Genomic DNA, 19,510 nt, shown 5'->3' with positions numbered 1-19,510 from the left:
CCGGTCCGGCGTCACCGCGTCTCGCGCGGGCGCAGCGTCAGCCAGATCAGCGCCCCGCCGGCGAGGATGAGGAACGGCAGCATCGCCATGTTGACGGCCGACCAGCCGGCCTGGGCGGTCCCGCCGGCGCAGCCCATCAGCCCGCCCGACGACAGCGAGGCGAGGAATACGCCCCCGAACACCACCGCGTCGTTGACGCCCTGGATGCGCCCGCGCTCGGCCGGGGTATGGGCCGCGGTCAGCATCGCCGTCGCGCCGATGAAGCCGAAGTTCCAGCCAAGCCCCAGCAGCGCCAGCGCGAGGTAGAAGCGGTCGATCTCGACCCCCGTCAGCGCCACCGCACCGGCGGCGGCGAGGATCAGCAGCCCGACCGCGACGATGGTCCGCGCCCCGAAGCGGGTGATGAGATGCCCGGTGAAGAAGGCCGGCGCGAACATGGCGACGATGTGGACCGAGACGACGTTGGCCGCATCCGCCGTCTGATAGCCGCAGCCGACCATCGCCAGCGGAGTCGAGGTCATCACCAGGTTCATCAGCGCATAGGAGACCATGGCGCAGATCATCGCCACGGCGATCTCGGGCGTGCGCAGCATCTCACCGAGGCTGCGCCCGCCTGCGGCCTGCGTCGCGTGGCGGGGCAGGACCGGGATGCGCAGCAGCGCGAAGATCAGCGGCCCGACCATGTTCAGCGCCACGATGGCCGCGAAGGTCATGGCGAAGGGGATGCCGCCCATCTCGGCGGTGGCCTTGGCGAGCTGCGGCCCGATCAGCGCCGAGGCGAGGCCGCCGGCCTGCACCAGCGAGATCATCCGCGGTTGCAGCGCCGCGGGCGCCACGTCGGCGGCGGCGAAGCGATAGAACCCCTGCGCCGACATATAGACGCCGATCAGCGTGCAGCCGAGGGTGAAGACGACGAAACTCCCCGTCTCGAGCCCGGCAAACGCGATGGCCGCGCCCACGGCGGCGATCGTGCAGGCGATGGTGAAGCCCGCGCGCCGCCCGTGCCGGGCCATGAAGCCCGACAGCGGCCGCGCCGACAGCGCCGAGCCGAGCATCACCATCGACACCGGCAGCGTGGCGAGGCAGCGGTTCGGCGCGATCATGGCGCCGGCCAGCCCGGCGGTGATGAACACCATCGACATCTGCGCCCCGACCAGCGCCTGCGCGCCCATCAGCACCCAGACGTTGCGCCAGGCGCGGCTGCGGTTGGCGGGGGTGTCCGCGACCTCGGCCGTCACCGCGCCAGCCCCGCCGCGGCCCGCGCCAGCGCCTCGATCCCGGCCCAGTCGCCGGCCCGCATCATCGCCTCGGGCGCGACCCAGCTGCCGCCGACGCAGACGACGTTCGGCAGCGACAGATAGTCGCGGGCATTCTCGGCCGAGACCCCGCCCGTCGGGCAGAAGGCGATGCCGGGCAGTGGCCCGCCCAGTGCCTTGAGATAGGCCGGCCCGCCCGCCGGACCGGCGGGAAAGAACTTGAGCATGTGGTAGCCCGCCTCGAGCGCTTGCATCGCTTCCGAGGCGGTGGCTGCGCCCGGCAGCAGCGGCAGCGCGCAGCTTTCGCAGGGCGCGATCAGCGTGTCGGTCAGCCCCGGCGAGACGGCGAAGGTCGCCCCGGCGCTGCGGGCGCGGTGGATGTCGTCGGGGCTGAGCACCGTGCCCGCGCCGACCACCGCCCCCTCGACCTGCGCCATGGCCCGGATCGCGTCGAGCGCCGCCGGCGTGCGCAGCGTCACCTCGAGCACCGGCAGCCCGCCCGCGACCAGCGCCCGCGCCAGCGGGGCGGCATGGGCGGCATCGTGGATCACGATAACCGGGACGACGGGGGCGAGCGCGCAGATCTCGCGCATCCGGGCGGACTGGCGGTCCGGGGTCATGGGTCAGCTCTCCGACAGGCAGCCCGCTTTGGGGGCCGCCGCGACCCTGCGCCGCGGGCGCGGCGGGTGCAAGACCCGGGGGGGGGTGGTGCGGGCGCGGGACGGGTGTGGGGGGCGGTGAGGGTTTGGGCGGGGTCGGGGCTGGGGGTCACGTGCCGGGGTGCGCGAAAGGCAGACCAGGGGGCGCGGCCCGAGGACCGCAGGGGTGCGTGCTCTTAAGATCGCCGGCTGGGCGGTCGGAGGTCCGCCGGACATCGGGCTTGACGGCCACGGGGGTGTGGCCCCGCGGTCCGCCAGGCGGATGGGCGGCGGCCCGCCGTGCTGACGAGCCAGAAGCTCGCCGGGGGCATGGCCTAACGCCTTGGGTGGGTGAGCCGAGCGGAGCATTGGGGATCAGGCTCAAAGCCTCGAATATGACGTCCCGAGCCCCCCGGGGTGAGCGGCACGATGCCAGCGTGGGGCATGACGCCCCAAGCCCGACAGGGTGAGCGGGCCGATGCCTTCCCGATCCGCGGCCGAGGCCTGTGCTCAGGCCCCGACGCTACTAGTGCCGGTGCCGCCGGTTGAGGTCCGCGCAATGGCGGCGACACCGAAGCCGCCGCGCTGGGCGCCCCCCTGCGGCCCCCGCTCAGCCCCCGACGCTGCGGGTGCTCGTGCCGCCGGTCGGGGTGCGTGCCGTGGCGGCGGCGCCGAAGCCGCCACGCTGGGCGACCTGCGCGCGGGTCATCGGCGCCTTCCCGATCGTCGAGGGCGCGCGGTTGAAGGTCGTCGCCGGCACCTTGCCCGCGCCGCTGTTGCTGGCGAAGGTCTGGTTGCCCGAGGGGGTCGAGAACCCGCCCGGCGTGCGCACCATCGGCTGGCTGAACACCCCGCCGCCGCGGCTGAGCATCGAGCCCATCATGTAGCCCACCAGCAGCGGTATGAAGCTGAACCCGCCGCCCTGCTGCTGCTGGGCCGCCGCCTCGCCCCCCGCGGCCTGGCCGCCGGCCGCAGGGTCAGGGCCGCAGGCGCCGGCGCCGTGCTCCTGCTCGCAGAGCTCGCGCGACTCGTAGCGGGGCGCGGTCTCGATGAGCTTCTTCTGGGCGGCGGCGAACTGGGTGCGGCAGTCGTCGGCGGTGAACCACAGCCCGTCACGCTCGGCCGCGGCGATGCAGCTTTCCACGTCGGGGAAGGCCTGCGCATCCACCTTGTCATCCTCGCAGGCGGCCAGCGCCATCACCGCCGTCCCGGCGAGCACGAGCGCCACGTGGCGCGAGCGCTTGGACCGGCGCGGCGTGGCGTCCGCGGTAGGGACAGGGGCAGGCGAGGGGCGGGCGGACGGCGGAACTTGCATGGGCGTCATCCTTGAATGAAGTGCGGCTTGAAGCGCGAGAGGTTGTGAGTGATCCGGTCGCGGTCCTCGCGGATGCCGAGGCCGGCGCAGCTCTCGCCCACGATCCACGCGCCGAGCACCGGGTGGAACCCGTCGAAGACCGGCAGCGGCGCGAGCGCCTGCACGACCTGCGGGTGGTGCGAATAGGCGTCGTCGGGGGCGCGGCCGGTCTCGCGCCCGGCCTCGGTGATGACAACGCCGGACCCCTCGCGCGAGAAGATCGGCTTGGACACGAAGCCGCGCGCCAGCTGCGGCTCGGCCTCGGCGATGGCGGCGGCGAAGGGGGTGGGCGCGCCGCGCCGCGCGGCCTCGACATCCTCGGCCATGAACGCGGGCAGCAGGTTCGGGTGGCCGGGGAACAGGTGCCAGAGCAGCGGCAGCAGCGCCTTGTTCGACAGCACCGCCTTCCACGGCGGCTCGATGAAGCGGGTCTGCGAAGGCTGCAGATGCGCGGCGAAGTCGTCGCGCAGCATGTCCTCCCACGGGTAGAGCTTGAAGAGCGTGCCGATCACCCGGTCGTCCTCGTCCGCAAGCTGCCCCTCGTCGGTGATGCCGATGCCGGTCAGCGCGGTGAAATGCGCCGCCAGCCCCGCCTCGCGCGCGGCCCAGGCCAGCGCCTCGACGGTCGCATAATCCTCGGGGTTGTCGCGGTCGGCGGCGAAATGGACGTCCTCGCCCGGGGCGCAGATCTCGGCCCAGCGTTCGACCAGCGCCTCGTGGATGCGGTTGAACTGGTCGCTCTGCGGGGCGAGCACGCCGGCGTCGCGGCTCTCCTCGAACCAGAGCCACTGGAACGACGCGCTCTCGTAAAGCGAGGTCGGCGTGTCGGCGTTGTATTCCAGCAGCTTCGCCGGCCCCCGACCGTCATAGGCGAGGTCGAAGCGGCCGTAGAGCTCGGGCTCGCCGTTCGCCCAGGACCGCTCGACGAAATCCCAGTGCGGGCGCGGGATGGCGAGCCGGGTGAGCCACTCCTCCGAGGTGACGGCGTGGGCCACCGCCTCGCGGCACATGGCGTGCAGCGCGGTGGCGGGGTCCTCGATGTCATCCTCGACCTGGCGCAGGGTCAGGCGATAGGCCGACGTCTCGTCCCAGTAGGGCTCGCCGCCCATGTCCGCGAAGGTGAAGCCCAGCTCGGCCGCGCGGTCGCGCCAGCCGGGCCGTTCGGGAAGTGTCACGCGCTGCATTGGCCATCCTGACTGCTCGTGCCCAAGGATGTGGCAAGCGCGGGCCGCCGATGCAACCGCCGCCGGGCGAAACCGGGGCCTGCGCGGGCGCCCGTCATGCAGAATTCACTTTACAAATCCTGCGATTCGGCCTGACCAACATCTTGTAGCAGTCCGGCCCCAGACCGCCCGGTATGGTGCCAGCAACCAAGGGCTGGGGATAAACCCCGCCACCTGAGGCAAGGGACAGGCAGATGGCGCAGCTGGAGACGTATATCCACAGCGAGGAGATCCACCCGATCGACATCGCCGAGACGGTCGCCACCCATCATGCGTGGGACTTCGACCGCATGGCCGACGACCAGATCGCCCTGACGGTCGAGGGCCAGTGGCGCAGCTATTCGCTGACGCTCGCCTGGTCCCCGCGCGAGGAGGTGCTGCGCCTCGTCTGCAGCTTCGACATGGACCCGCCCGAGGCGCGGCTCGGGGCGCTCTACGAGGTGCTGAACCTCGCCAACGACGCGGTGTGGGACGGCGGCTTCACCTTCTGGGCGCCGCAGCGGCTGATGGTCTGGCGCTACGGGCTGGTGCTGGCGGGCGAGATGGTCGCCTCGCCCGAGCAGATCGACCACATGATCCGCAGCGCGCTGGACGGCTGCGAGCGGTTCTACCCGGCCTTCCAGCTCGCCTGCTGGGGCGACGCCACGCCGCAGGCGGCGATGGAGGTGGCGCTGGCCGAGGCCTACGGCCGGGCCTGAGCGCGGGGCTGACTCGGCGCGTAAACGCCGGGCGCTTGGGTGCCAAGCGTTTCTCCTTGCACGATGAACCGCCCCCCGGCCTCTGGACACCCAAGGCGCGATCCGCTTCCCTGCCGGCACAACAGGATGGGGGCGCGGATGGAACTGGCGGAACTCAACGACAGGGGGCTGGTGCTCGTCGGCTGCGGCCGGATGGGCGGCGCGCTGCTCAAGGGCTGGCTCGCGCGCGGGCTGGCGCCCGAGGCGGTGCGGGTGATCGACCCGAACGCGCCCGCGTGGCTGGCCGAGCGCGGCGTGGCGACCGAGGGGCCGCTGCCCGACGACCCCGCGGTGCTGGTGCTGGCCGTCAAGCCGCAGATGATGGGCGGGGTGCTGAGCGAGCGCGCGGCGGCGGGGCAGGGGGACACGCTGGTGCTCTCGGTCGCCGCGGGCGTGACGCTGGCCGCCTATGAGCGGGCCTTCCCCGACGCCGCCATCGTGCGCGCCATGCCGAACACCCCTGCCGCCATCGGCCAGGGGATCAGCGCCATCGTCGGCAACGCCCGCGCCGGGGCGGCCGAGATGGCGCTGGCCGAGACGCTGATGGCGGCCGTGGGCCGGGTCGTGCGGCTGGACGACGAGGCGCAGATGGATGCCGTCACCGCCGTCTCGGGCTCCGGTCCCGCCTATGTCTTCCACCTGATCGAGGCGCTCGCCGCCGCCGGTGCGGCCGAGGGGCTGCCGCCGGCGCTGGCGCTGGAACTCGCCCGCGCGACCGTCGCCGGGGCTGGGGCGCTCGCCGTGGCCGAGGACGAGGACCCGGCGCGGCTGCGCGAGGCGGTGACCTCGCCCGGCGGCACCACCGCCGCGGGCCTCGCGCATCTGATGGACGCGGCCGACGGCCTGCCGCCGCTGATGCGGCGCACCACTGCCGCCGCTGCCGCCCGCGGCCGCGAGCTCGGCGCATGAGCGGCGCGCCCGACGCCGGCCCCGCCGCCCCGATCGCGTGGGAGGATTTCGCCCGCGTGGACATCCGCGTCGGGACGATCCTGCGCGCCGAGCCCTTCCCCGAGGCCCGCAAGCCCGCGATCAAGCTGTGGGTGGACTTCGGCCCAGGCGTGGGCGAGCGGCGCAGCTCGGCCCAGATCACCCGCCACTACGACCCCGCCGGGCTGGTCGGGCGGCAGGTGCTGGGGGTGGTCAACTTCCCGCCCCGGCAGATCGGCAAGTTCCTGTCCGAGGTGCTGGTCCTCGGCCTGCCCGACGCCGAGGGCGAGGTGGTGCTGATCGGCCCCGGCCAGCCGGTCCCGAACGGCGGGCGGATGTTCTGATGCGCCTGCTCGTCACCCGCCGCATGACCCCCGCGGCCGAGGCCGCCATCGCCGAGGCCTTCGACGCCACCTTCCGCGACTCGACCGTGCCGCTGACCGAGGCCGAGGCCGCCGCGGCGCTCTCTGCCCAAGACGCGATCATGCCGACGCTGGGCGACCGCTTCACCGCCGCGGCCTTTGCCGCCGCCCCGCCGCGGGCCCGGGTGCTGGCGAACTTCGGCGCCGGCTACAACCACATCGACGTGGACGCCGCGCGCGCCGCCGGCGTCATCGTCACCAACACCCCCGGCGTGGTGACCGAGGCGACCGCCGACCTCGCCCTCACGCTGATCCTGATGACCGCGCGCCGCGCGGGCGAGGGCGAGCGGCTGGTCCGCGCCGGCCGCTGGACCGGCTGGCACCCGACGCAGATGCTGGGGATGCACGTCACCGGGCGCACCGTCGGCATCGTCGGCATGGGCCGCATCGGCCAGGCAATCGCCCGGCGCTGCCACGCGGGCTTCGGGATGGAGGTGCTGTTTCACAACCGCTCGACCGTCGAGGGCCTGCCCTTCCCCGCGCGGCAGGTGCCGCTGGCCGAGCTGCTGGGCGCCGCCGACATCGTCGTGCCGGCCGTGCCGGGCGGGGCGGCCACCCACCACCTGATCGGCGCCCCCGAACTGGCCGCGATGCGCCCCGGCGCGATCCTGATCAACATCGCCCGCGGCGACGTGGTGGACGAAGCGGCGCTGATCGCGGCGCTCGAGGCGGGGCGGATAGGCGGCGCCGGGCTCGACGTCTATGAGCGCGAGCCCGAGGTGCCCGCGGCGCTCACCCGGCGCGAGGACGTGGTGCTGCTGCCCCATCTCGGCACCGCCGCCGAGGCCGTCCGCACCGACATGGCGCTGCGCGCGCTGGCCAATCTGACAGCCGTGCGGGACGGCGCCGTTCCGCGCGACCGGGTGGCGTGAGGCGGGAACCAACCTCCTCCCGCGACGTTGTTAGCCCAGACGCATCAACATGGAGTGTGCGACATGAACTGGGACATCATCCAGGGCAAGTGGGACCAGCTCAAAGGCTCGGTGAAGGAGCAGTGGGGCGACCTCACCGATGACGAGATCACCCAGATCGAGGGCAACCGCGACAAGATGGCCGGCAAGCTTCAGGAGAAGTATGGCTGGACCAAGACCGAGGTTGACGAGAAGATGAACGACTTCTTCCGTCGCCACGGCTGATCGCCCGGAGATCGACATGAGGGGGCGTCCTGCGGGGCGCCCCTTTTCCTATGCTGACGATGGATGTGCTCACACGGAGTGACCATCGGCTGCCGGCGAGGGGAGGCTGATGCAGGAGTTTCGACGCTACGCCATCTACGACCTCGGCCCTGACCCGTTGGCGCGGTTCGGGGCGGCGTGGCTCGGCTGGGATGCCATCGCGGGCGCCCCGCTGCCCCCCGCGGGAGGCGATGCGGTTACAGCTGTCCCCCGCCGCTACGGGTTCCACGCCACGATCAAGGCACCGTTCCGCCTCGCCGACGGTACCACCCCGGCGGCGCTCGCCGAGGCCTTCGCCGCCCTCTGCGCCACCCTCGGCCCCGTCGCGCTGCCGCGCCTGACGCTGGCCGCGCTGGGCGAGGGGGAGGCGCGCTTCGTGGCGCTGATCCCCGACCCGCAGCCCCCCGCGCTGACGGCGCTCGCCGCGCGCGTCGTGACCGACCTCGACCGCTTCCGCGCCCCCCTCTCGCCGGCCGAGATCGCCCGCCGCGACCCGGCCAGTCTGGACGCGACCGGGCGCGAATATCTCGACCGCTGGGGCTATCCGCAGGTGCTCGACCGTTTCCGCCATCACATGACGCTGACCGGTCCGCTGTCGCCCGAGGCCGCCGCCCGGGTGATGCACACCCTCGCGCCCTGCCTCGCCCCGCTGCTGCCCGACCCGCATCCGCTGACCGCGCTGGCGCTGATGGGCGAGGACGCCGAGGGCCGCTTCCACCTGATCCGCCGCGTGCCGCTGGGCGGCTGAGCCGCCTCAGGGGCGCAGCATCCGGTGGCTGCGGGCGTCGAGCGTGGCCCACTCGGGCCACCAGCCCATCCACTCGACCGTGCCGAGCAGGATCACTGCCGCCACGATCGCCACCACCACCCGCACCTGCGCGCCCGAAGGCGGGTTGCGGACCCACTGAACCGCCCTGAGCAGCCACATCATGTTGTCGTCCGCCTTTCTGGTCTGCTAGACAGCCCCCGCCGTCGCCCGTGACGGACTGCGAAGGACTGCCCGTGCCGCAACACGCCGAAACCCGAATCCTGCCGTGGTCGGCGCAGCAGATGTATGACCTCGTGGCCGATGTGGAAAGCTATCCGCAGTTCCTGCCGTGGAACAGCGCCGCCCGCATCCGCTCGCGCAGCCCCGGGCCGGACGGGTCCGAGGTCATCGAGGCCGACCTCGTCATCAGCTTCAAGGTGTTCCGCGAACGCTTCGGCAGCCGGGTCACGCTGTTTCCGGCCGAAAAGCGCATCGACACGCGCTATCTCGACGGCCCGTTCAGCCACCTGCATTCCGGCTGGCAGTTCACCGACCGCCCCGAGGGCGGCTGCGAGGTGCGGTTCTTCGTCGATTTCGAGTTCCGCAACGCCATCCTGCGCCGGGTGATCGGCGTCGTCTTCGGCGAGGCGATGTCGCGCATCGTCCGCGCCTTCGAGGACCGGGCCCGGGCGCTTTACGGGGCTGGCGGGGCTGGCGGCGCGACCAGCGCGCCGTCCCACAGCGCGTAATCCTCGGACAGTTCCGCCCGCAGCCGGGCGGCGAGCGCCGGCGGCAGCGCCGTGTCTCCGGGGGGCGAGACATTGCGCCGCGGCAGGACAAGCCGGGTCTTCAGCGCCCCCTCAAGGAACGTCACCAGCGCGTCGAGCGCCTCGTAGCGGAAGAGCAGGTCCACCCCCGCGCCCTTGCCGGGGTCGAGGAACCCCGACTGCCGCCCGAGCGCCGCGCGGGCCGGGCGCGGCTCGGGGGCGAGGTATTCCTCGACGAACTGGTCGAACCCGATCCCGGCGGTCGAGCGCGGCCGCCCCGCAAGCTGCGGCCGGGTGCGGTAACGATACCAGCTGTCGAGCCACGACTGCGGCTCGCGGATCACCGCGACGGTGCGGAAGGGCGGGCCGGGAATGGCCCGCAGGATCGGCGCGATCCGGGCGTGATACTGCGCCAGCGTCAGGTGCTTGATCTCGGCCCGCCCGCGCAGCGCGAGCTGGGCATGGGGGGCCAGCGCCTCCTCGAGCGCCGTGGTGCCGGTCTTGGGGACCGACAGCAGGACCAGGCGGGGGGCGACGAAACCGAGCATGGCGCAGGGTATCCGCGCCGGCACGCGCGTTGGCAAGGGCAGGGCGCGGCAGGGCGGTGGACCCCGGGCCGGGCCCGTGGCATCCCTTGGGCCTGACGACCCCAACCCGGACCTGCCCATGACCTCGCCCTCCCCCCGCCGCGCCGCGGTCTTCGCCGCCATCGACGCCGCCAACGCCGCCGACCCGCGGCTTGAGGACGGCGCCCCGGTCGAGCTGCTCTACGGCCAGCGGATGACCGCCGAGCAGGCGCTGCTCTACCCCGAGGCGTCCGACCCGCTCGCCATCGCCTGCCGCGGCCAGCACATCGAGCGCTGGACGCTGCCGCGGCAGGACTATCCCGAGGGGCGCGAGGGCTATCTGACCTGGCGGCGCGAGCAGGGCCGCCGCCATGCCGAGCGGGTCATGGGGCTGATGCGCGACGCGGGCTACCCCGAGCCCGAGGTCGAGGCCGCCGGGCGGATGCTGCGGAAAGAGGGGATCAAGCGCGACGCCGAGGTGCAGGCGCTCGAGGACGTGGCCTGCTTCACCTTCATCCGCCATTACCTCGGCGATTTCGCCACCACGCAGGACCCCGACCAGCTGCTGCGGATCGTCCAGAAGACCGCCCGCAAGATGTCCCCCGCGGCCCGCGAACGTGCGCTGGCCGAGTTCCCGATGCCCGAGGCCTTCGCGGCAGCCTTCCGCGAGGACGCGGCATGACCGCGCTGCCGCCCCGCTGCGCCGGCTGCACCTGCGACGCGCCCGCGGTGACCGACCCTGAGTTCGCGGTGGTGGCCCACGGCCAGCCCGGCAACCCGGGTGTGCTGCAACCCGAGCTCGAGGCGCTGGCCGCGCGGGTGACGGAACGGCTCGGCGCCCCGGTCGCGGGCGCGACGCTCGCCTGCCCGCGCAGCCTCGCGGCGCTCAGGGGGGTGCGGGCGATCTATCCGCTGTTCATGGCCGGCGGCTGGTTCGTCAATTCCGAGATGCCGCGCCGCCTGACCGCGGCGGGGGTCGAGGGCTACGCCGTCCTGCCGCCGCTCGGCTTCGACCCGGCGCTGCCGGCGCTCGGCGCCGACCTCGCCCGCGCGGCCGCCGCGGCGGCCGGGCTGGACCCGGCCGAGACCACGCTGGTCGTGGTCGGCCACGGCTCGTCCAAGTCGAGCGCCTCGGCCGACGCCACCCGCGCCTTTGCCGCGGCGCTGCCGTCCGGCTTCGCGCAGGTGCTGACGGTGTTTCTGGAAGAGCCGCCGCATCTCGCCGACGTGGCGCCGGACGGCCCGGCGGTCTGCCTGCCGTTCTTCGCCACCAACGGCAGCCACACCACCGACGACATCCCCGCCGAATGGGGCGACCGCGGCCCGCTGACCGCCGCCATCGGCACGACCGACGCGATCCCCGCGCTCATCGCCGCGGCGCTGGGACGGGCCTAGAACCCGCGCCGCGCCAGCGCCCGCGCCAACCCGCGGTCGATCACGGTGTAAAGCACCAGCGACAGCGCCACGACCACGATCAGCGCGGCGAACATCAGGTCGGTCTTCATCCGCCCGTTGGCCTGGATCATCAGCGCCCCGAGCCCGCGGGCGCCGCCCACCCACTCGCCGATCACCGCGCCCACCGGCGCGTAGATCGCCCCCAGCCGCAGCCCCGAGGCGAGCCGCGGCAGCGCCGCCGGCAGCCGCAGGTGGCGCAGCATCGCGAAGCGACCGGCGCCCATCACGCGGGCCACGTCCATCTGCGCGGCGGGCGGCGCCATCAGCCCGTCATAGAGCGCCTGCGCCACCGGGACGAACACGATCAGCACCACAATGGCGACCTTGGGGGCCAGCCCGAAGCCGAGCCACAGGGTCAGGATCGGGGCCAGCGCGAAGACCGGGATCACCTGGCTCACGATCAGCACCGGCGAGAGCGCCCGCCCCACCGGCCGCCACGCCGCCATCGCCAGCGCCACCGCGACCCCGATCGCGGTGCCGAGCGCGAGCCCCGCGAGCGTCGCGCGGGCGGTGTAGCCGGCGGCGGTCCACAACTCGGCGCGCCCGGCCCACAGCGCCTCGGCGACCCGCGCGGGGCCGGGCAGCAGATAGGGCGGCAGCCCGGTCAGCCAGACCGCCGCCTGCCAGAGCAGCAGCGCCACCCCGATGCCCGCCAGCGCCCTCATGCGATCAGCCGGTCGGTCAGCGCCGCCTGCGCGGCCAGCACCCCGGGCGCATCGTGGGGGCGCGGCACCGGCCCCTCGGGCGCGGGGTGCCCGGTCAGGCCGGCGGGCGTCAGCACGAGGATGCGGTCGCCCAGCCGGGCCGCCTCGGCCGGGTCGTGGGTCACGATCAGCACCGTGCGGCCCGCGAGCAGCCGCACCGCCATCGCCCCGATGTCGAGCCGCAGCCGCGCGTCCAGCGCCGAGAACGGCTCGTCGAGCAGCACCAGCGGCCGGTCCTCGGCCAGCGTCCGGGCCAGCGCCACACGCTGCCGCTGCCCGCCCGAGAGGTTGGCGGGCAGCCGCGCCTCGAACCCCGCGAGCCCCACGGCGGCGATCAGCGCCGCGATCCGGGCGGGGTCCGCCCGCTCACCCCTGAGCCGCGCCCCGAGGCCCACGTTCTCGCGCAGGGTCAGCCACGGGAACAGCCCCGCATCCTGCCCCATCAGCGCCGCCGGCGCAGTCTCGACCGTGCCCCGGAACTCGACGCCGGTGGGCAGCCCGGCCAGCAGCCGCAAGAGCGTGGACTTGCCCACCCCCGAGGCGCCCAGCAGGCACGTCACCCGCCCCGGCGCCAGATCGAGCGTCAGCGGCGCGAACAGCCCCCGCACCTCCCCCGACACGCGGGCGTCAGACTTCTTCTTGACCGAAATATCCCCGCCGGAGGCTCCGGCCGCCGTCATCATGCCCGGCCCAGCCCCCAGAACGCCACCTCGAGCCGTGTGGCGGTGGCGAAACGGTCGGCGAGTTCGCCCCAGCGCGGCAGCGCCTCGGGCGCCGCGCCCAGCCGCCGCGCCAGCGCGGCATCGAGCAGCGCCCCCACCTCGCGGCAGGTCTGCTGATAGTCGTCGCCGGCGTAGGTCTCGATCCAGTGCCGATAGGGCGTGTCGGGCGCGGCCGTCGCGGCGAGCCGCAGCCCGATCTCGCCATAGCCCAGCACGCAGGGCGCAAGCGCCGCGAGCAGGTCGAGGAAGTCGCCCGAATACCCCGCCTCGAGCACGTAGCGCGTATAGGCGAGGTTCTCGGGCGCCTCGACCGTCGCCTCGAGCGCGGCGGCGTCGATCCCGGCCGCGGCACAGATGCCGACGTGCAGCGCCATCTCGCCATCGACCAGCGCGTGGACGGTGGCCGAGCAGGCGCGCATCTCCTCGAGCGTGCCGGCCTTGACCACCCCCAGCGCCCAGGCGCGGCTGAAATGGATCAGGAAGCGGTAGTCCTGCGCGAGATAGGTCAGGAACGCCGCCCGCGGCAGGGTGCCGTCGCGCATCCCCTCGACGAAGGGGTGGTGGGTATAGGCGTGCCAGTCCGCGGCGCAGGCCCCGCGCCACGCCGCGAAGGCGCGGCCATAGGCCGGGGCCTCGGGCAGGGCGCTCATTCCGCGGCCCCCGGGTCGACGGCCAGCCGGTCGACCGGCAGCACCTCGGGGACGAGCCCCGCCTCGTGCAGGAACGCCTCGAACCGGGCGTAGCGGCCGTGGTCGAGTGCCGCGGGCGAGATGGCGAAGCGGCCGAAGGTGTCGTCCCAGGCTTTGGTATTCAGCTCGTCCTTGAGGTCGGGGGCGTGGGCGGCAAAGACCTCGCGCGCCTCGTCGGGGTGGTTCAGCATGAACTGCGTCGCCCGCTCGACGGCGCCGAGGAAGCGGTTCACCCGCGCGCGGTCCAGCTTGTCGCGGTTGGCGACGAAGATCAGCTCGTCATAGGCGGGCAGGCCGTTCTCCTCGACGAAGAAGCACTTGCCGGTGCCGCCCGCGATCCGCATCTGCGTCAGCTCGAAGTTGCGATAGGCGCCGATGGTGGCGTCCACCTGCCCCGACATCAGCGCCGGGGTGAGCGACCAGTTCACGTTGACCATCTCGACGTCGTCCATCGTCAGCCCCGCGGTCTTGAGCAGCGCCGCGACCACCGCCTGCTCGACGCCCGAGACCGAATAGCCGATCTTGCGGCCCTTGAGGTCGGCGAGCGTCTTCACGGGCCCGTCCTCGCGCACCATCAGGCAGTTGAGCGGCGTGCCGACCAGCGTGCCGACGCGCACCAGCGGCAGCCCCTCGTGGACCTGCAGGTGCAGCTGCGGCTGATAGCTCACCGCCAGATCGGCGCGGCCGGCGGCGACCAGCTTGGGCGGGTCGGCGGGGTCGGCGGGGGCCACGATCTCGACCTCGAGCCCGGCGTCGGCGAAAAAGCCCTTGTCCTGGGCGAGGATGATCGGCGCGTGGTCGGGGTTGATGAACCAGTCCAGCATCAGCGTCATCTTGTCGGCGGCCAGCGCCGGCTGGGCCAGCAGCGCGAAGGCGGCGGCGGCGAGGGTGCGGGTCAGGGTCATCCAGGGTCTCCGGTTGCGATGAGGACGATGGGCAGCCCGGGCCGCAGGGCGGCGGCGGCGCGGGCGGCGCGCCAGGCCCTGAGGCCCGAACGGCAGGCATAGACGGTGCGGCCGGCGTGGGTCTCGGGCGGCAGGGGGGGCGCGTCGGCCGTGCCGCGCAGGGCGTCGGGCGAGACGGGGACGGGCGCCTCGTCCGGTCCGCGCAGGTCGACGACGAAATCCGCGGGCCCGAGGTCAGTCGCGTCGATGAAGCGCAGCGGGTCCGCCGCTTCCGGCGCGCCGTCGAAGCGGAACCCGCCGAAGCGCAGCCCCGGCCCCAGCGTGACGAGCTGCCCCAGCGGCGAGGGCGCGAGCCCGAGGATCACCGCCAGCGCCATCTGCGCCTGCGCCGCGCCGAGCATCGCCACCACCGGCCCCAGCACCCCGGCCGAGGCGCAGGTCGCCGCCCGCTCGGGCAGGTCGGGGAACACGGCGCGCAGCGAGGGCGCCTCGCCGCAGAACCCGCCGACATAGCCGCCCATCCCCAGCGCCGAGGCCGAGATCAGCGGCACCCCCGCCGCCGCGCAGGCGTCCGAGAGGATATAGCTCACCGCGAAGCTGTCGGCGCAGTCGAGCACCACCTGCGCCTCGCCCACCAGCGCCGGCGCATTGGCGGGGGTCAGCCGCTCGGCCCGCGCGTTGACGCCGACCGCATCGTCGAGGGCGGCGACAAAGGCCGCCGCGGACTGCGCCTTGCCCCAGCCGACGCGGCCAGCGTGGATCGGCTGGCGGTGCAGGTTGCCGGTCTCGACCACGTCCGGGTCGAGGATGGTCATCGACCCGATCCCGGCCCCGGCCAGCGCCATGATCGCGGGCGAGCCGAGCCCGCCTGCGCCGACGATCAGCACATGCGCACGGGCGATGCGCGCCTGGCCGGCGGCGCCGACCTCGGGCAAAACGATCTGGCGGGCGTGGCGGTCGCTCATCGGCCGGCGTCTCCTCCGCTGTCTGTCTGGTCCGAATACCCATCGGCGCCGGACGCGCCCTCGCCGGTCGCGTTCAGCCATTCGCGCATCCGCGCCTCGGGGTCGGGGTTCAGCGTGATGTCGGTCACCGCCGAGACCACGTCCGCCCCGGCCGCCAGCGCCGCGCGGCCGCGCTCGGGCGTCAGCCCGCCGATCGCCACCAGCGGCACGTCGCCCGTGCGGGCCTTCCACGCGGTCACCCGCGCGAGCCCCTGCGGCGCCCATTTCATCGCCTTGAGGATCGTGGGCCAGACCGGCCCCAGCGCGACGTAGTCGGGCCGGGCGGAAAGCGCCCGGTCCAGCTCGGCCTCGTCATGGGTCGAGACGCCGAGCCGCAGCCCGGCGCGGCGGATCGCGGGCAGGTCGGCGTCGTCCAGATCCTCTTGCCCCAGATGCAGCCAATCGCAGCCGAGGTCGATGGCGAGGCGCCAGTGATCATTGACGACCAGCAGCGCGCCCCTGGCGCGGGCCATGTCGCGGGCGCGGGCGATCTCGGCGCGCAACGCCGCCTCGTCCGCGTCCTTGATCCGCAGCTGGATCAGCCGCGCGCCGCTGTCCAGCCCGCGCGCCACCCAGTCGGCGCTGTCGAAGATCGGGTAGAACCGGGGCAGGGTCACGGTCTGGTCCTTTCGTCGCCGCCGCAGCGGGGGCTTCGCGCCCCCGCACCCCCGCGGGATATTTCCGCAGGAAAGAAAGGGCAAAAGAGGGGGGCGGGGTGCGCGGTCATGCGAGGAACGCCTTGCCGATCACCGGGGTCGAGGGGGTGGCCATGTCGCGCGGCTCGATGGGGTCGGCGCGGTGGGCGGCGCGCCCGGCCTCGGCCGCCTGCGCCATGGCGCGGGCCATCGCCACCGGGTCGCCCGCACGGGCCACGGCGGTGTTCAAGAGGATCGCATCGAACCCCAGCTCCATCGCCGCCGCCGCGTGGCTCGGCAGGCCGATCCCCGCGTCCACCACCAGCGGCACCTCGGGGAAGGCCGCGCGCAGCGCCCTGAGCCCGTGCGGGTTCGCCAGCCCGAGGCCCGAGCCGATCGGCGCCCCCCAGGGCATCAGCACCTCGCAGCCCGCGGCGAGCAGCCGCTCGCAGACCGACAGATCCTCGGTGCAATAGGGAAACACCTTGAACCCCTCGGCGCTGAGCGCGCGGGCCGCCTCGACCAGCCCGAACACGTCGGGCGACAGCAGGTCGCTGTGCCCGATCACCTCGAGCTTGATCCAGTCGGTGCCCAGGAGTTCGCGCGCCATCTGCGCGGTGGTGATCGCCTCGCGCGCGGTGTGGCAGCCGGCGGTGTTGGGCAGCAGACGCACCCCCAGCCCCTCGACCAGGCGCAGGAAATCCTGCCCCGCGCCCGCCTCGCGCCGCAGGCTGACCGTGGCGACCCCGGCGCCCGAGGCGCGGAACGCCTCGGCGAGGATCGCGGGCGAGGGGTATTGCGCGGTCCCCAGCATCAGCGGCGAGGCGACCTCGGTGCCATAGAAAACCGCCATCTCAGCCACCCTGCATCGGCGCGACGATTTCCAGCGCGTCGCCGGGCGACAGCGCCGTCTCCGCCCGCGCGCCGGCGGGCACGAAGGCGCCGTTCAGCGCGGTGGCCACCCGCGCCTCGGCCAGCCCCTCGGCGGCGAGCGCCTCGGCCACGGTCGCGGCGTCGATGTCGCGCGGCTCACCGTTGATCGTCAGTTTCATGCCAGAACTCCGGTTGTGCGCCCGTCTCGAAATGGTCGGCCAGCTGCACCGCGACCGCGGGCGCCAGCAGGTAGCCGTGCCGGTAGAGGCCGTTGGCGTAGAGCCTCTCGCCCCCGTCAGGGTGGGTGGCCCGCCCGATCCGGGGCAGATTGTCGGGGAAGGCCGGGCGCGCATCGGCCCCCAGCTCGAGGATCTCGGCCTCGCCGAACGCCGGGTGGAGCGCAAAGGCCGCGCTCACCAGCTCGAGCACCGAGCGGGCGGTGACGACGCCGCGGCGGTCGCTCTCGATCATCGTGGCGCCGATCATGAACACCCCGTCGCCGCGCGGCACGAGGTAGATCGGAACCCGCGGGTGAAGAAGCCGCACGGGCCGGGCAAGGCTGATCTCGGGGCAGCGCAGCACCAGCATCTCGCCCCGCACCCCGCGCAGGTCGGGCAGCATGTCACGCGCGGCGAGCCCCCGGCAGTCGATGATCTGCCCCGGATCGGCGGGCCGCGTCGGCTGGACGGTGATGCCCTGCGCCGCGAGCCCCGCGACCAGCGCCGCCAGCGCCGCCCGCGGGTCCAGATGCGCCTCGCCCGAGAAGAACAGCGCCCGCTCGAACCGCCCTGCGAGGTCGGGCTCGAGCGCGCCGATCGCGCCGGGGTCGAGCAGGTCGAAGGCCTGGGTCCGGCGGGCGAAGCGGTCCAGCTCGCGCCGGTCGCGCCCCAGCGCCACCACCAGCGTGCCGGCGCGGGTGACGCCGCCGGCGTTCGCCTCCCACCAGTCGAGGGCGGCCTGGCCGTGGCGCAGGACCGGCTCTTCGGCGTTCTCGAACTCGCAGAAGGGGGCGAGCATCCCGCCCGCCCACCACGAGCAGCCGTGCCCGCCGGGGCCGGACGCGGGGTCCACCAGCGTCACCGCATGGCCGCGCCGGGCCAGCTCGGTCGCAACGCAAAGGCCCATGACACCGGCGCCGAGGATCGTCGCGCGGCTCATGCGGGCCACCAGGCGTGGAAGTGATGCACCGGCCCGTGCCCCGAGCCGACGCGCAGCCGGTCGGCCGCGACGATGGCCTGGTGCAGCCAGCCGTGGGCGCGGGCGACCGCCTCGGGCACGCTCAGCCCCTGGGCCAAGCCCGCCGCGATGGCGGCGCTGAGCGTGCAGCCGGTGCCGTGGGTGTTGCGGGTGGCGATCCGGGAGGCGGCGAAGCGCCGGGGTTCGGGGCCGGTGAGCTGGTCGGTCAGGGTGTCGCCCTCGGCGTGGCCGCCCTTCATCAGCACCCACGCCGGTCCCATCGCGCGCAGCGCCTCGCCCTGGGCGGCGGTTTCGGTCGCATCCTGCGCCACCATCCGGTCCAGAAGCCGCGCCGCCTCGGGCAGGTTCGGGGTCAGCACCGTTGCCATCGGCAGCAGCCGGGTGACCATCGCCGCGATGGCCGGCGCGTCGATCAGCCGGTCGCCGGACTTGGCGATCATCACCGGGTCGAGGACGATGGGCGCGGCGCAGCCGGCGAGCGCGTCGGCCACCGCCTCGGTCGCCTCGGCGGTGCCGAGCATCCCGATCTTGACCGCGGCCACGTCGAGGTCGTCCAGCACCGCCGCGATCTGCGCCCGGATCATTGCCGGCGACACACCCTCGATCCGCGTCACCGCGCGGGTGTTCTGGGCGGTGACCGCGGTCAGGGCGCTCGCCCCATAGACGCCCAGCGCGGAAAAGGTTTTTAGGTCAGCCTGAATGCCGGCCCCGCCGCCGCTGTCCGACCCCGCGATGGTCAGCGCAATCGCCATGTCGTCCCCCCAAGGTGGGGTCGTCCGGTGCGGGGGAATGGACCGCAGAGAGGTCTGCGGCGTGGCCCGTTCCCTTCGCCGGCATGACCCGGATCAGGTTCGATGGGTGCTGTGCCTGGCACATCTCAGCCCCGCGCGGGGCGCCCCAACGAGCAGTTCCCTGTCAGATAAGCCGCCCGCGGCGCCGGTGCAAGGCTCGGGCCAGTCAGGGCGCGTCAGGCGCAGGGTCGGGACCGGGCGCCGGCCGGTCGTCAAGCTCAAGCTGCAGGAACGCGAGGTCGAGCCAGCGCCCGAACTTGGCCCCGACCTGCGGCAGGTGCCCGGTCTGGCGGAACCCCATCCGCTCGTGCAGCCGGATCGAGCCGGTGTTCTCGGCCGCGATCCCGGCCACCATGACGTGCTTGCCCAGCGCCCGCGCCCGGTCGATCAGGGCGGTGAGCAGGGCCGCCCCGATGCCGCCGCCGCGCACGTCCGCCCGGACATAGACGGAATGCTCGACGGTGAAGCGGTAGCCGTCGAAGGCCCGCCAGTCGCCGAAGCTCGCGTAGCCCAGCACCGCGCCCCCGACGCCGGTGGCCACGAGCACCGGATAGCCCGCCGCCTGCCGCGCCTCCATCCACGCGGCGCGGTTGGCGGCGTCGACGGGGGTGAGGTTCCAGACCGCCGTCGTCCCCGTCACCGCGTCGTTGTAGATCGCGGCGATCGCCCCGGCATCCGGTGGCCCCGCCTCGCGGATCGTCACGCCCGCATCCAGCGCCATC

26 protein-coding genes and 1 riboswitch are annotated in these 19,510 nt (G+C 73.9%); of the genes, 9 read left to right on the top strand and 17 right to left on the bottom strand.

Annotated features, from left to right (window positions below; genetic code table 11):
- Positions 1-11: 11 nt before the first annotated feature.
- The 4 genes from ACFHYO_RS12395 to ACFHYO_RS12380 form a co-directional block, all read right to left on the bottom strand.
- A complete protein-coding gene (locus ACFHYO_RS12395) occupies positions 12-1,238 on the bottom strand; it encodes an MFS transporter (protein WP_394320760.1) in 1,227 nt (408 codons plus the stop codon).
- Positions 1,235-1,876: a bifunctional 4-hydroxy-2-oxoglutarate aldolase/2-dehydro-3-deoxy-phosphogluconate aldolase gene (gene eda / locus ACFHYO_RS12390; protein ID WP_036711953.1), complete on the bottom strand. Its 642-nt coding sequence runs from the start codon at positions 1,874-1,876 to the stop codon at positions 1,235-1,237. Before eda ends, ACFHYO_RS12395 begins: the two co-directional genes overlap by 4 nt.
- Positions 1,877-2,504: 628 nt before the next feature.
- Entirely contained in the window at positions 2,505-3,209 is a 705-nt protein-coding gene (locus tag ACFHYO_RS12385) for a DUF1190 domain-containing protein (RefSeq protein WP_394320758.1), read from the bottom strand.
- 5 nt (positions 3,210-3,214) lie between these two features.
- Positions 3,215-4,432, bottom strand: a complete 1,218-nt coding sequence (locus tag ACFHYO_RS12380) for a glutathionylspermidine synthase family protein (protein WP_394320756.1) — start codon at positions 4,430-4,432, stop codon at positions 3,215-3,217.
- Between the two features lie 233 nt (positions 4,433-4,665).
- Between ACFHYO_RS12380 and ACFHYO_RS12375 the strand changes: the two genes are divergently transcribed.
- From ACFHYO_RS12375 to ACFHYO_RS12350, 6 genes are all read left to right on the top strand, one after another.
- Positions 4,666-5,169 carry a type III secretion system chaperone family protein gene (locus tag ACFHYO_RS12375; protein ID WP_036735434.1) on the top strand — a complete coding sequence of 168 codons (504 nt, stop codon included), beginning with the start codon at positions 4,666-4,668 and terminating at the stop codon, positions 5,167-5,169.
- A 138-nt stretch (positions 5,170-5,307) separates the two neighbouring features.
- The gene (gene proC, locus ACFHYO_RS12370) at positions 5,308-6,117 is read left to right on the top strand and encodes a pyrroline-5-carboxylate reductase (protein ID WP_394320753.1); all 810 of its coding nucleotides are present in this window, start codon (positions 5,308-5,310) and stop codon (positions 6,115-6,117) included.
- Positions 6,114-6,479 carry a tRNA-binding protein gene (locus tag ACFHYO_RS12365; protein WP_168783445.1) on the top strand — a complete coding sequence of 122 codons (366 nt, stop codon included), beginning with the start codon at positions 6,114-6,116 and terminating at the stop codon, positions 6,477-6,479. Before proC ends, ACFHYO_RS12365 begins: the two co-directional genes overlap by 4 nt.
- Complete coding sequence (locus ACFHYO_RS12360; RefSeq protein ID WP_394320751.1) at positions 6,479-7,429, top strand: 2-hydroxyacid dehydrogenase; 951 nt, start codon at positions 6,479-6,481, stop codon at positions 7,427-7,429. Before ACFHYO_RS12365 ends, ACFHYO_RS12360 begins: the two co-directional genes overlap by 1 nt.
- Before the next feature lie 63 nt (positions 7,430-7,492).
- The gene (locus ACFHYO_RS12355) at positions 7,493-7,693 is read left to right on the top strand and encodes a CsbD family protein (protein WP_036702322.1); all 201 of its coding nucleotides are present in this window, start codon (positions 7,493-7,495) and stop codon (positions 7,691-7,693) included.
- Between the two features lie 109 nt (positions 7,694-7,802).
- A complete protein-coding gene (locus ACFHYO_RS12350; protein WP_394320749.1) occupies positions 7,803-8,480 on the top strand; it encodes a DUF1045 domain-containing protein in 678 nt (225 codons plus the stop codon).
- Positions 8,481-8,486: 6 nt separating this feature from the next.
- Here ACFHYO_RS12350 and ACFHYO_RS12345 read toward each other — a convergent pair whose 3' ends face one another.
- A complete protein-coding gene (locus tag ACFHYO_RS12345; protein ID WP_036735425.1) occupies positions 8,487-8,663 on the bottom strand; it encodes a hypothetical protein in 177 nt (58 codons plus the stop codon).
- Positions 8,664-8,734: 71 nt separating this feature from the next.
- Between ACFHYO_RS12345 and ACFHYO_RS12340 the strand changes: the two genes are divergently transcribed.
- Positions 8,735-9,229 (top strand): type II toxin-antitoxin system RatA family toxin, encoded by a 495-nt coding sequence (locus tag ACFHYO_RS12340; RefSeq protein WP_052174935.1) that lies wholly within the window; start codon positions 8,735-8,737, stop codon positions 9,227-9,229.
- Here the strand turns inward: ACFHYO_RS12340 and ACFHYO_RS12335 are convergent.
- Positions 9,175-9,795, bottom strand: coding sequence for a gamma-glutamyl kinase (locus ACFHYO_RS12335; protein ID WP_394320748.1), 621 nt, complete (start codon positions 9,793-9,795; stop codon positions 9,175-9,177). The two genes, ACFHYO_RS12340 and ACFHYO_RS12335, sit on opposite strands and share 55 nt — an antisense overlap.
- Positions 9,796-9,913: 118 nt before the next feature.
- Between ACFHYO_RS12335 and ACFHYO_RS12330 the strand changes: the two genes are divergently transcribed.
- Both ACFHYO_RS12330 and ACFHYO_RS12325 read left to right on the top strand, forming a co-directional pair.
- Positions 9,914-10,495, top strand: coding sequence for a DUF4202 domain-containing protein (locus ACFHYO_RS12330; RefSeq protein ID WP_394320747.1), 582 nt, complete (start codon positions 9,914-9,916; stop codon positions 10,493-10,495).
- Complete coding sequence (locus ACFHYO_RS12325) at positions 10,492-11,208, top strand: CbiX/SirB N-terminal domain-containing protein (protein ID WP_394320745.1); 717 nt, start codon at positions 10,492-10,494, stop codon at positions 11,206-11,208. Before ACFHYO_RS12330 ends, ACFHYO_RS12325 begins: the two co-directional genes overlap by 4 nt.
- Here the strand turns inward: ACFHYO_RS12325 and ACFHYO_RS12320 are convergent.
- The 11 genes from ACFHYO_RS12320 to ACFHYO_RS12270 form a co-directional block, all read right to left on the bottom strand.
- Positions 11,205-11,933, bottom strand: a complete 729-nt coding sequence (locus ACFHYO_RS12320; RefSeq protein WP_394320743.1) for an ABC transporter permease — start codon at positions 11,931-11,933, stop codon at positions 11,205-11,207. The two genes, ACFHYO_RS12325 and ACFHYO_RS12320, sit on opposite strands and share 4 nt — an antisense overlap.
- Positions 11,930-12,655, bottom strand: a complete 726-nt coding sequence (locus ACFHYO_RS12315; protein WP_394320742.1) for an ABC transporter ATP-binding protein — start codon at positions 12,653-12,655, stop codon at positions 11,930-11,932. Before ACFHYO_RS12315 ends, ACFHYO_RS12320 begins: the two co-directional genes overlap by 4 nt.
- Entirely contained in the window at positions 12,652-13,344 is a 693-nt protein-coding gene (tenA, locus tag ACFHYO_RS12310) for a thiaminase II (RefSeq protein ID WP_394320740.1), read from the bottom strand. The genes ACFHYO_RS12315 and tenA overlap by 4 nt, the downstream gene beginning before the upstream one ends.
- Positions 13,341-14,288 carry an ABC transporter substrate-binding protein gene (locus tag ACFHYO_RS12305; protein ID WP_394320738.1) on the bottom strand — a complete coding sequence of 316 codons (948 nt, stop codon included), beginning with the start codon at positions 14,286-14,288 and terminating at the stop codon, positions 13,341-13,343. The genes tenA and ACFHYO_RS12305 overlap by 4 nt, the downstream gene beginning before the upstream one ends.
- Positions 14,285-15,253, bottom strand: a complete 969-nt coding sequence (locus ACFHYO_RS12300; protein ID WP_394320736.1) for a HesA/MoeB/ThiF family protein — start codon at positions 15,251-15,253, stop codon at positions 14,285-14,287. The genes ACFHYO_RS12305 and ACFHYO_RS12300 overlap by 4 nt, the downstream gene beginning before the upstream one ends.
- Positions 15,250-15,909 (bottom strand): thiamine phosphate synthase, encoded by a 660-nt coding sequence (locus tag ACFHYO_RS12295; RefSeq protein ID WP_394320734.1) that lies wholly within the window; start codon positions 15,907-15,909, stop codon positions 15,250-15,252. The genes ACFHYO_RS12300 and ACFHYO_RS12295 overlap by 4 nt, the downstream gene beginning before the upstream one ends.
- Before the next feature lie 106 nt (positions 15,910-16,015).
- On the bottom strand, positions 16,016-16,780 hold the full coding sequence (locus ACFHYO_RS12290; protein WP_036702303.1) for a thiazole synthase: 765 nt from the start codon (positions 16,778-16,780) through the stop codon (positions 16,016-16,018).
- Between the two features lies 1 nt (position 16,781).
- Positions 16,782-16,979, bottom strand: coding sequence for a sulfur carrier protein ThiS (thiS, locus tag ACFHYO_RS12285; RefSeq protein WP_394320733.1), 198 nt, complete (start codon positions 16,977-16,979; stop codon positions 16,782-16,784).
- Complete coding sequence (gene thiO, locus ACFHYO_RS12280; protein ID WP_394320732.1) at positions 16,957-17,958, bottom strand: glycine oxidase ThiO; 1,002 nt, start codon at positions 17,956-17,958, stop codon at positions 16,957-16,959. The genes thiS and thiO overlap by 23 nt, the downstream gene beginning before the upstream one ends.
- A complete protein-coding gene (gene thiD / locus ACFHYO_RS12275; protein WP_394320730.1) occupies positions 17,955-18,749 on the bottom strand; it encodes a bifunctional hydroxymethylpyrimidine kinase/phosphomethylpyrimidine kinase in 795 nt (264 codons plus the stop codon). Before thiD ends, thiO begins: the two co-directional genes overlap by 4 nt.
- Positions 18,750-18,802: 53 nt before the next feature.
- A riboswitch (TPP riboswitch) is annotated at positions 18,803-18,907 on the bottom strand.
- A gap of 47 nt (positions 18,908-18,954) precedes the next feature.
- Positions 18,955-19,509, bottom strand: coding sequence for a GNAT family N-acetyltransferase (locus ACFHYO_RS12270; RefSeq protein ID WP_394320728.1), 555 nt, complete (start codon positions 19,507-19,509; stop codon positions 18,955-18,957).
- Between the last annotated feature and the right edge of the window lies 1 nt (position 19,510).

The organism is Paracoccus panacisoli (assembly GCF_042435015.1).
GTDB classification, from domain to species: domain Bacteria; phylum Pseudomonadota; class Alphaproteobacteria; order Rhodobacterales; family Rhodobacteraceae; genus Paracoccus; species Paracoccus panacisoli.
This window is presented reverse-complemented; position numbering and strand designations above follow the sequence as displayed.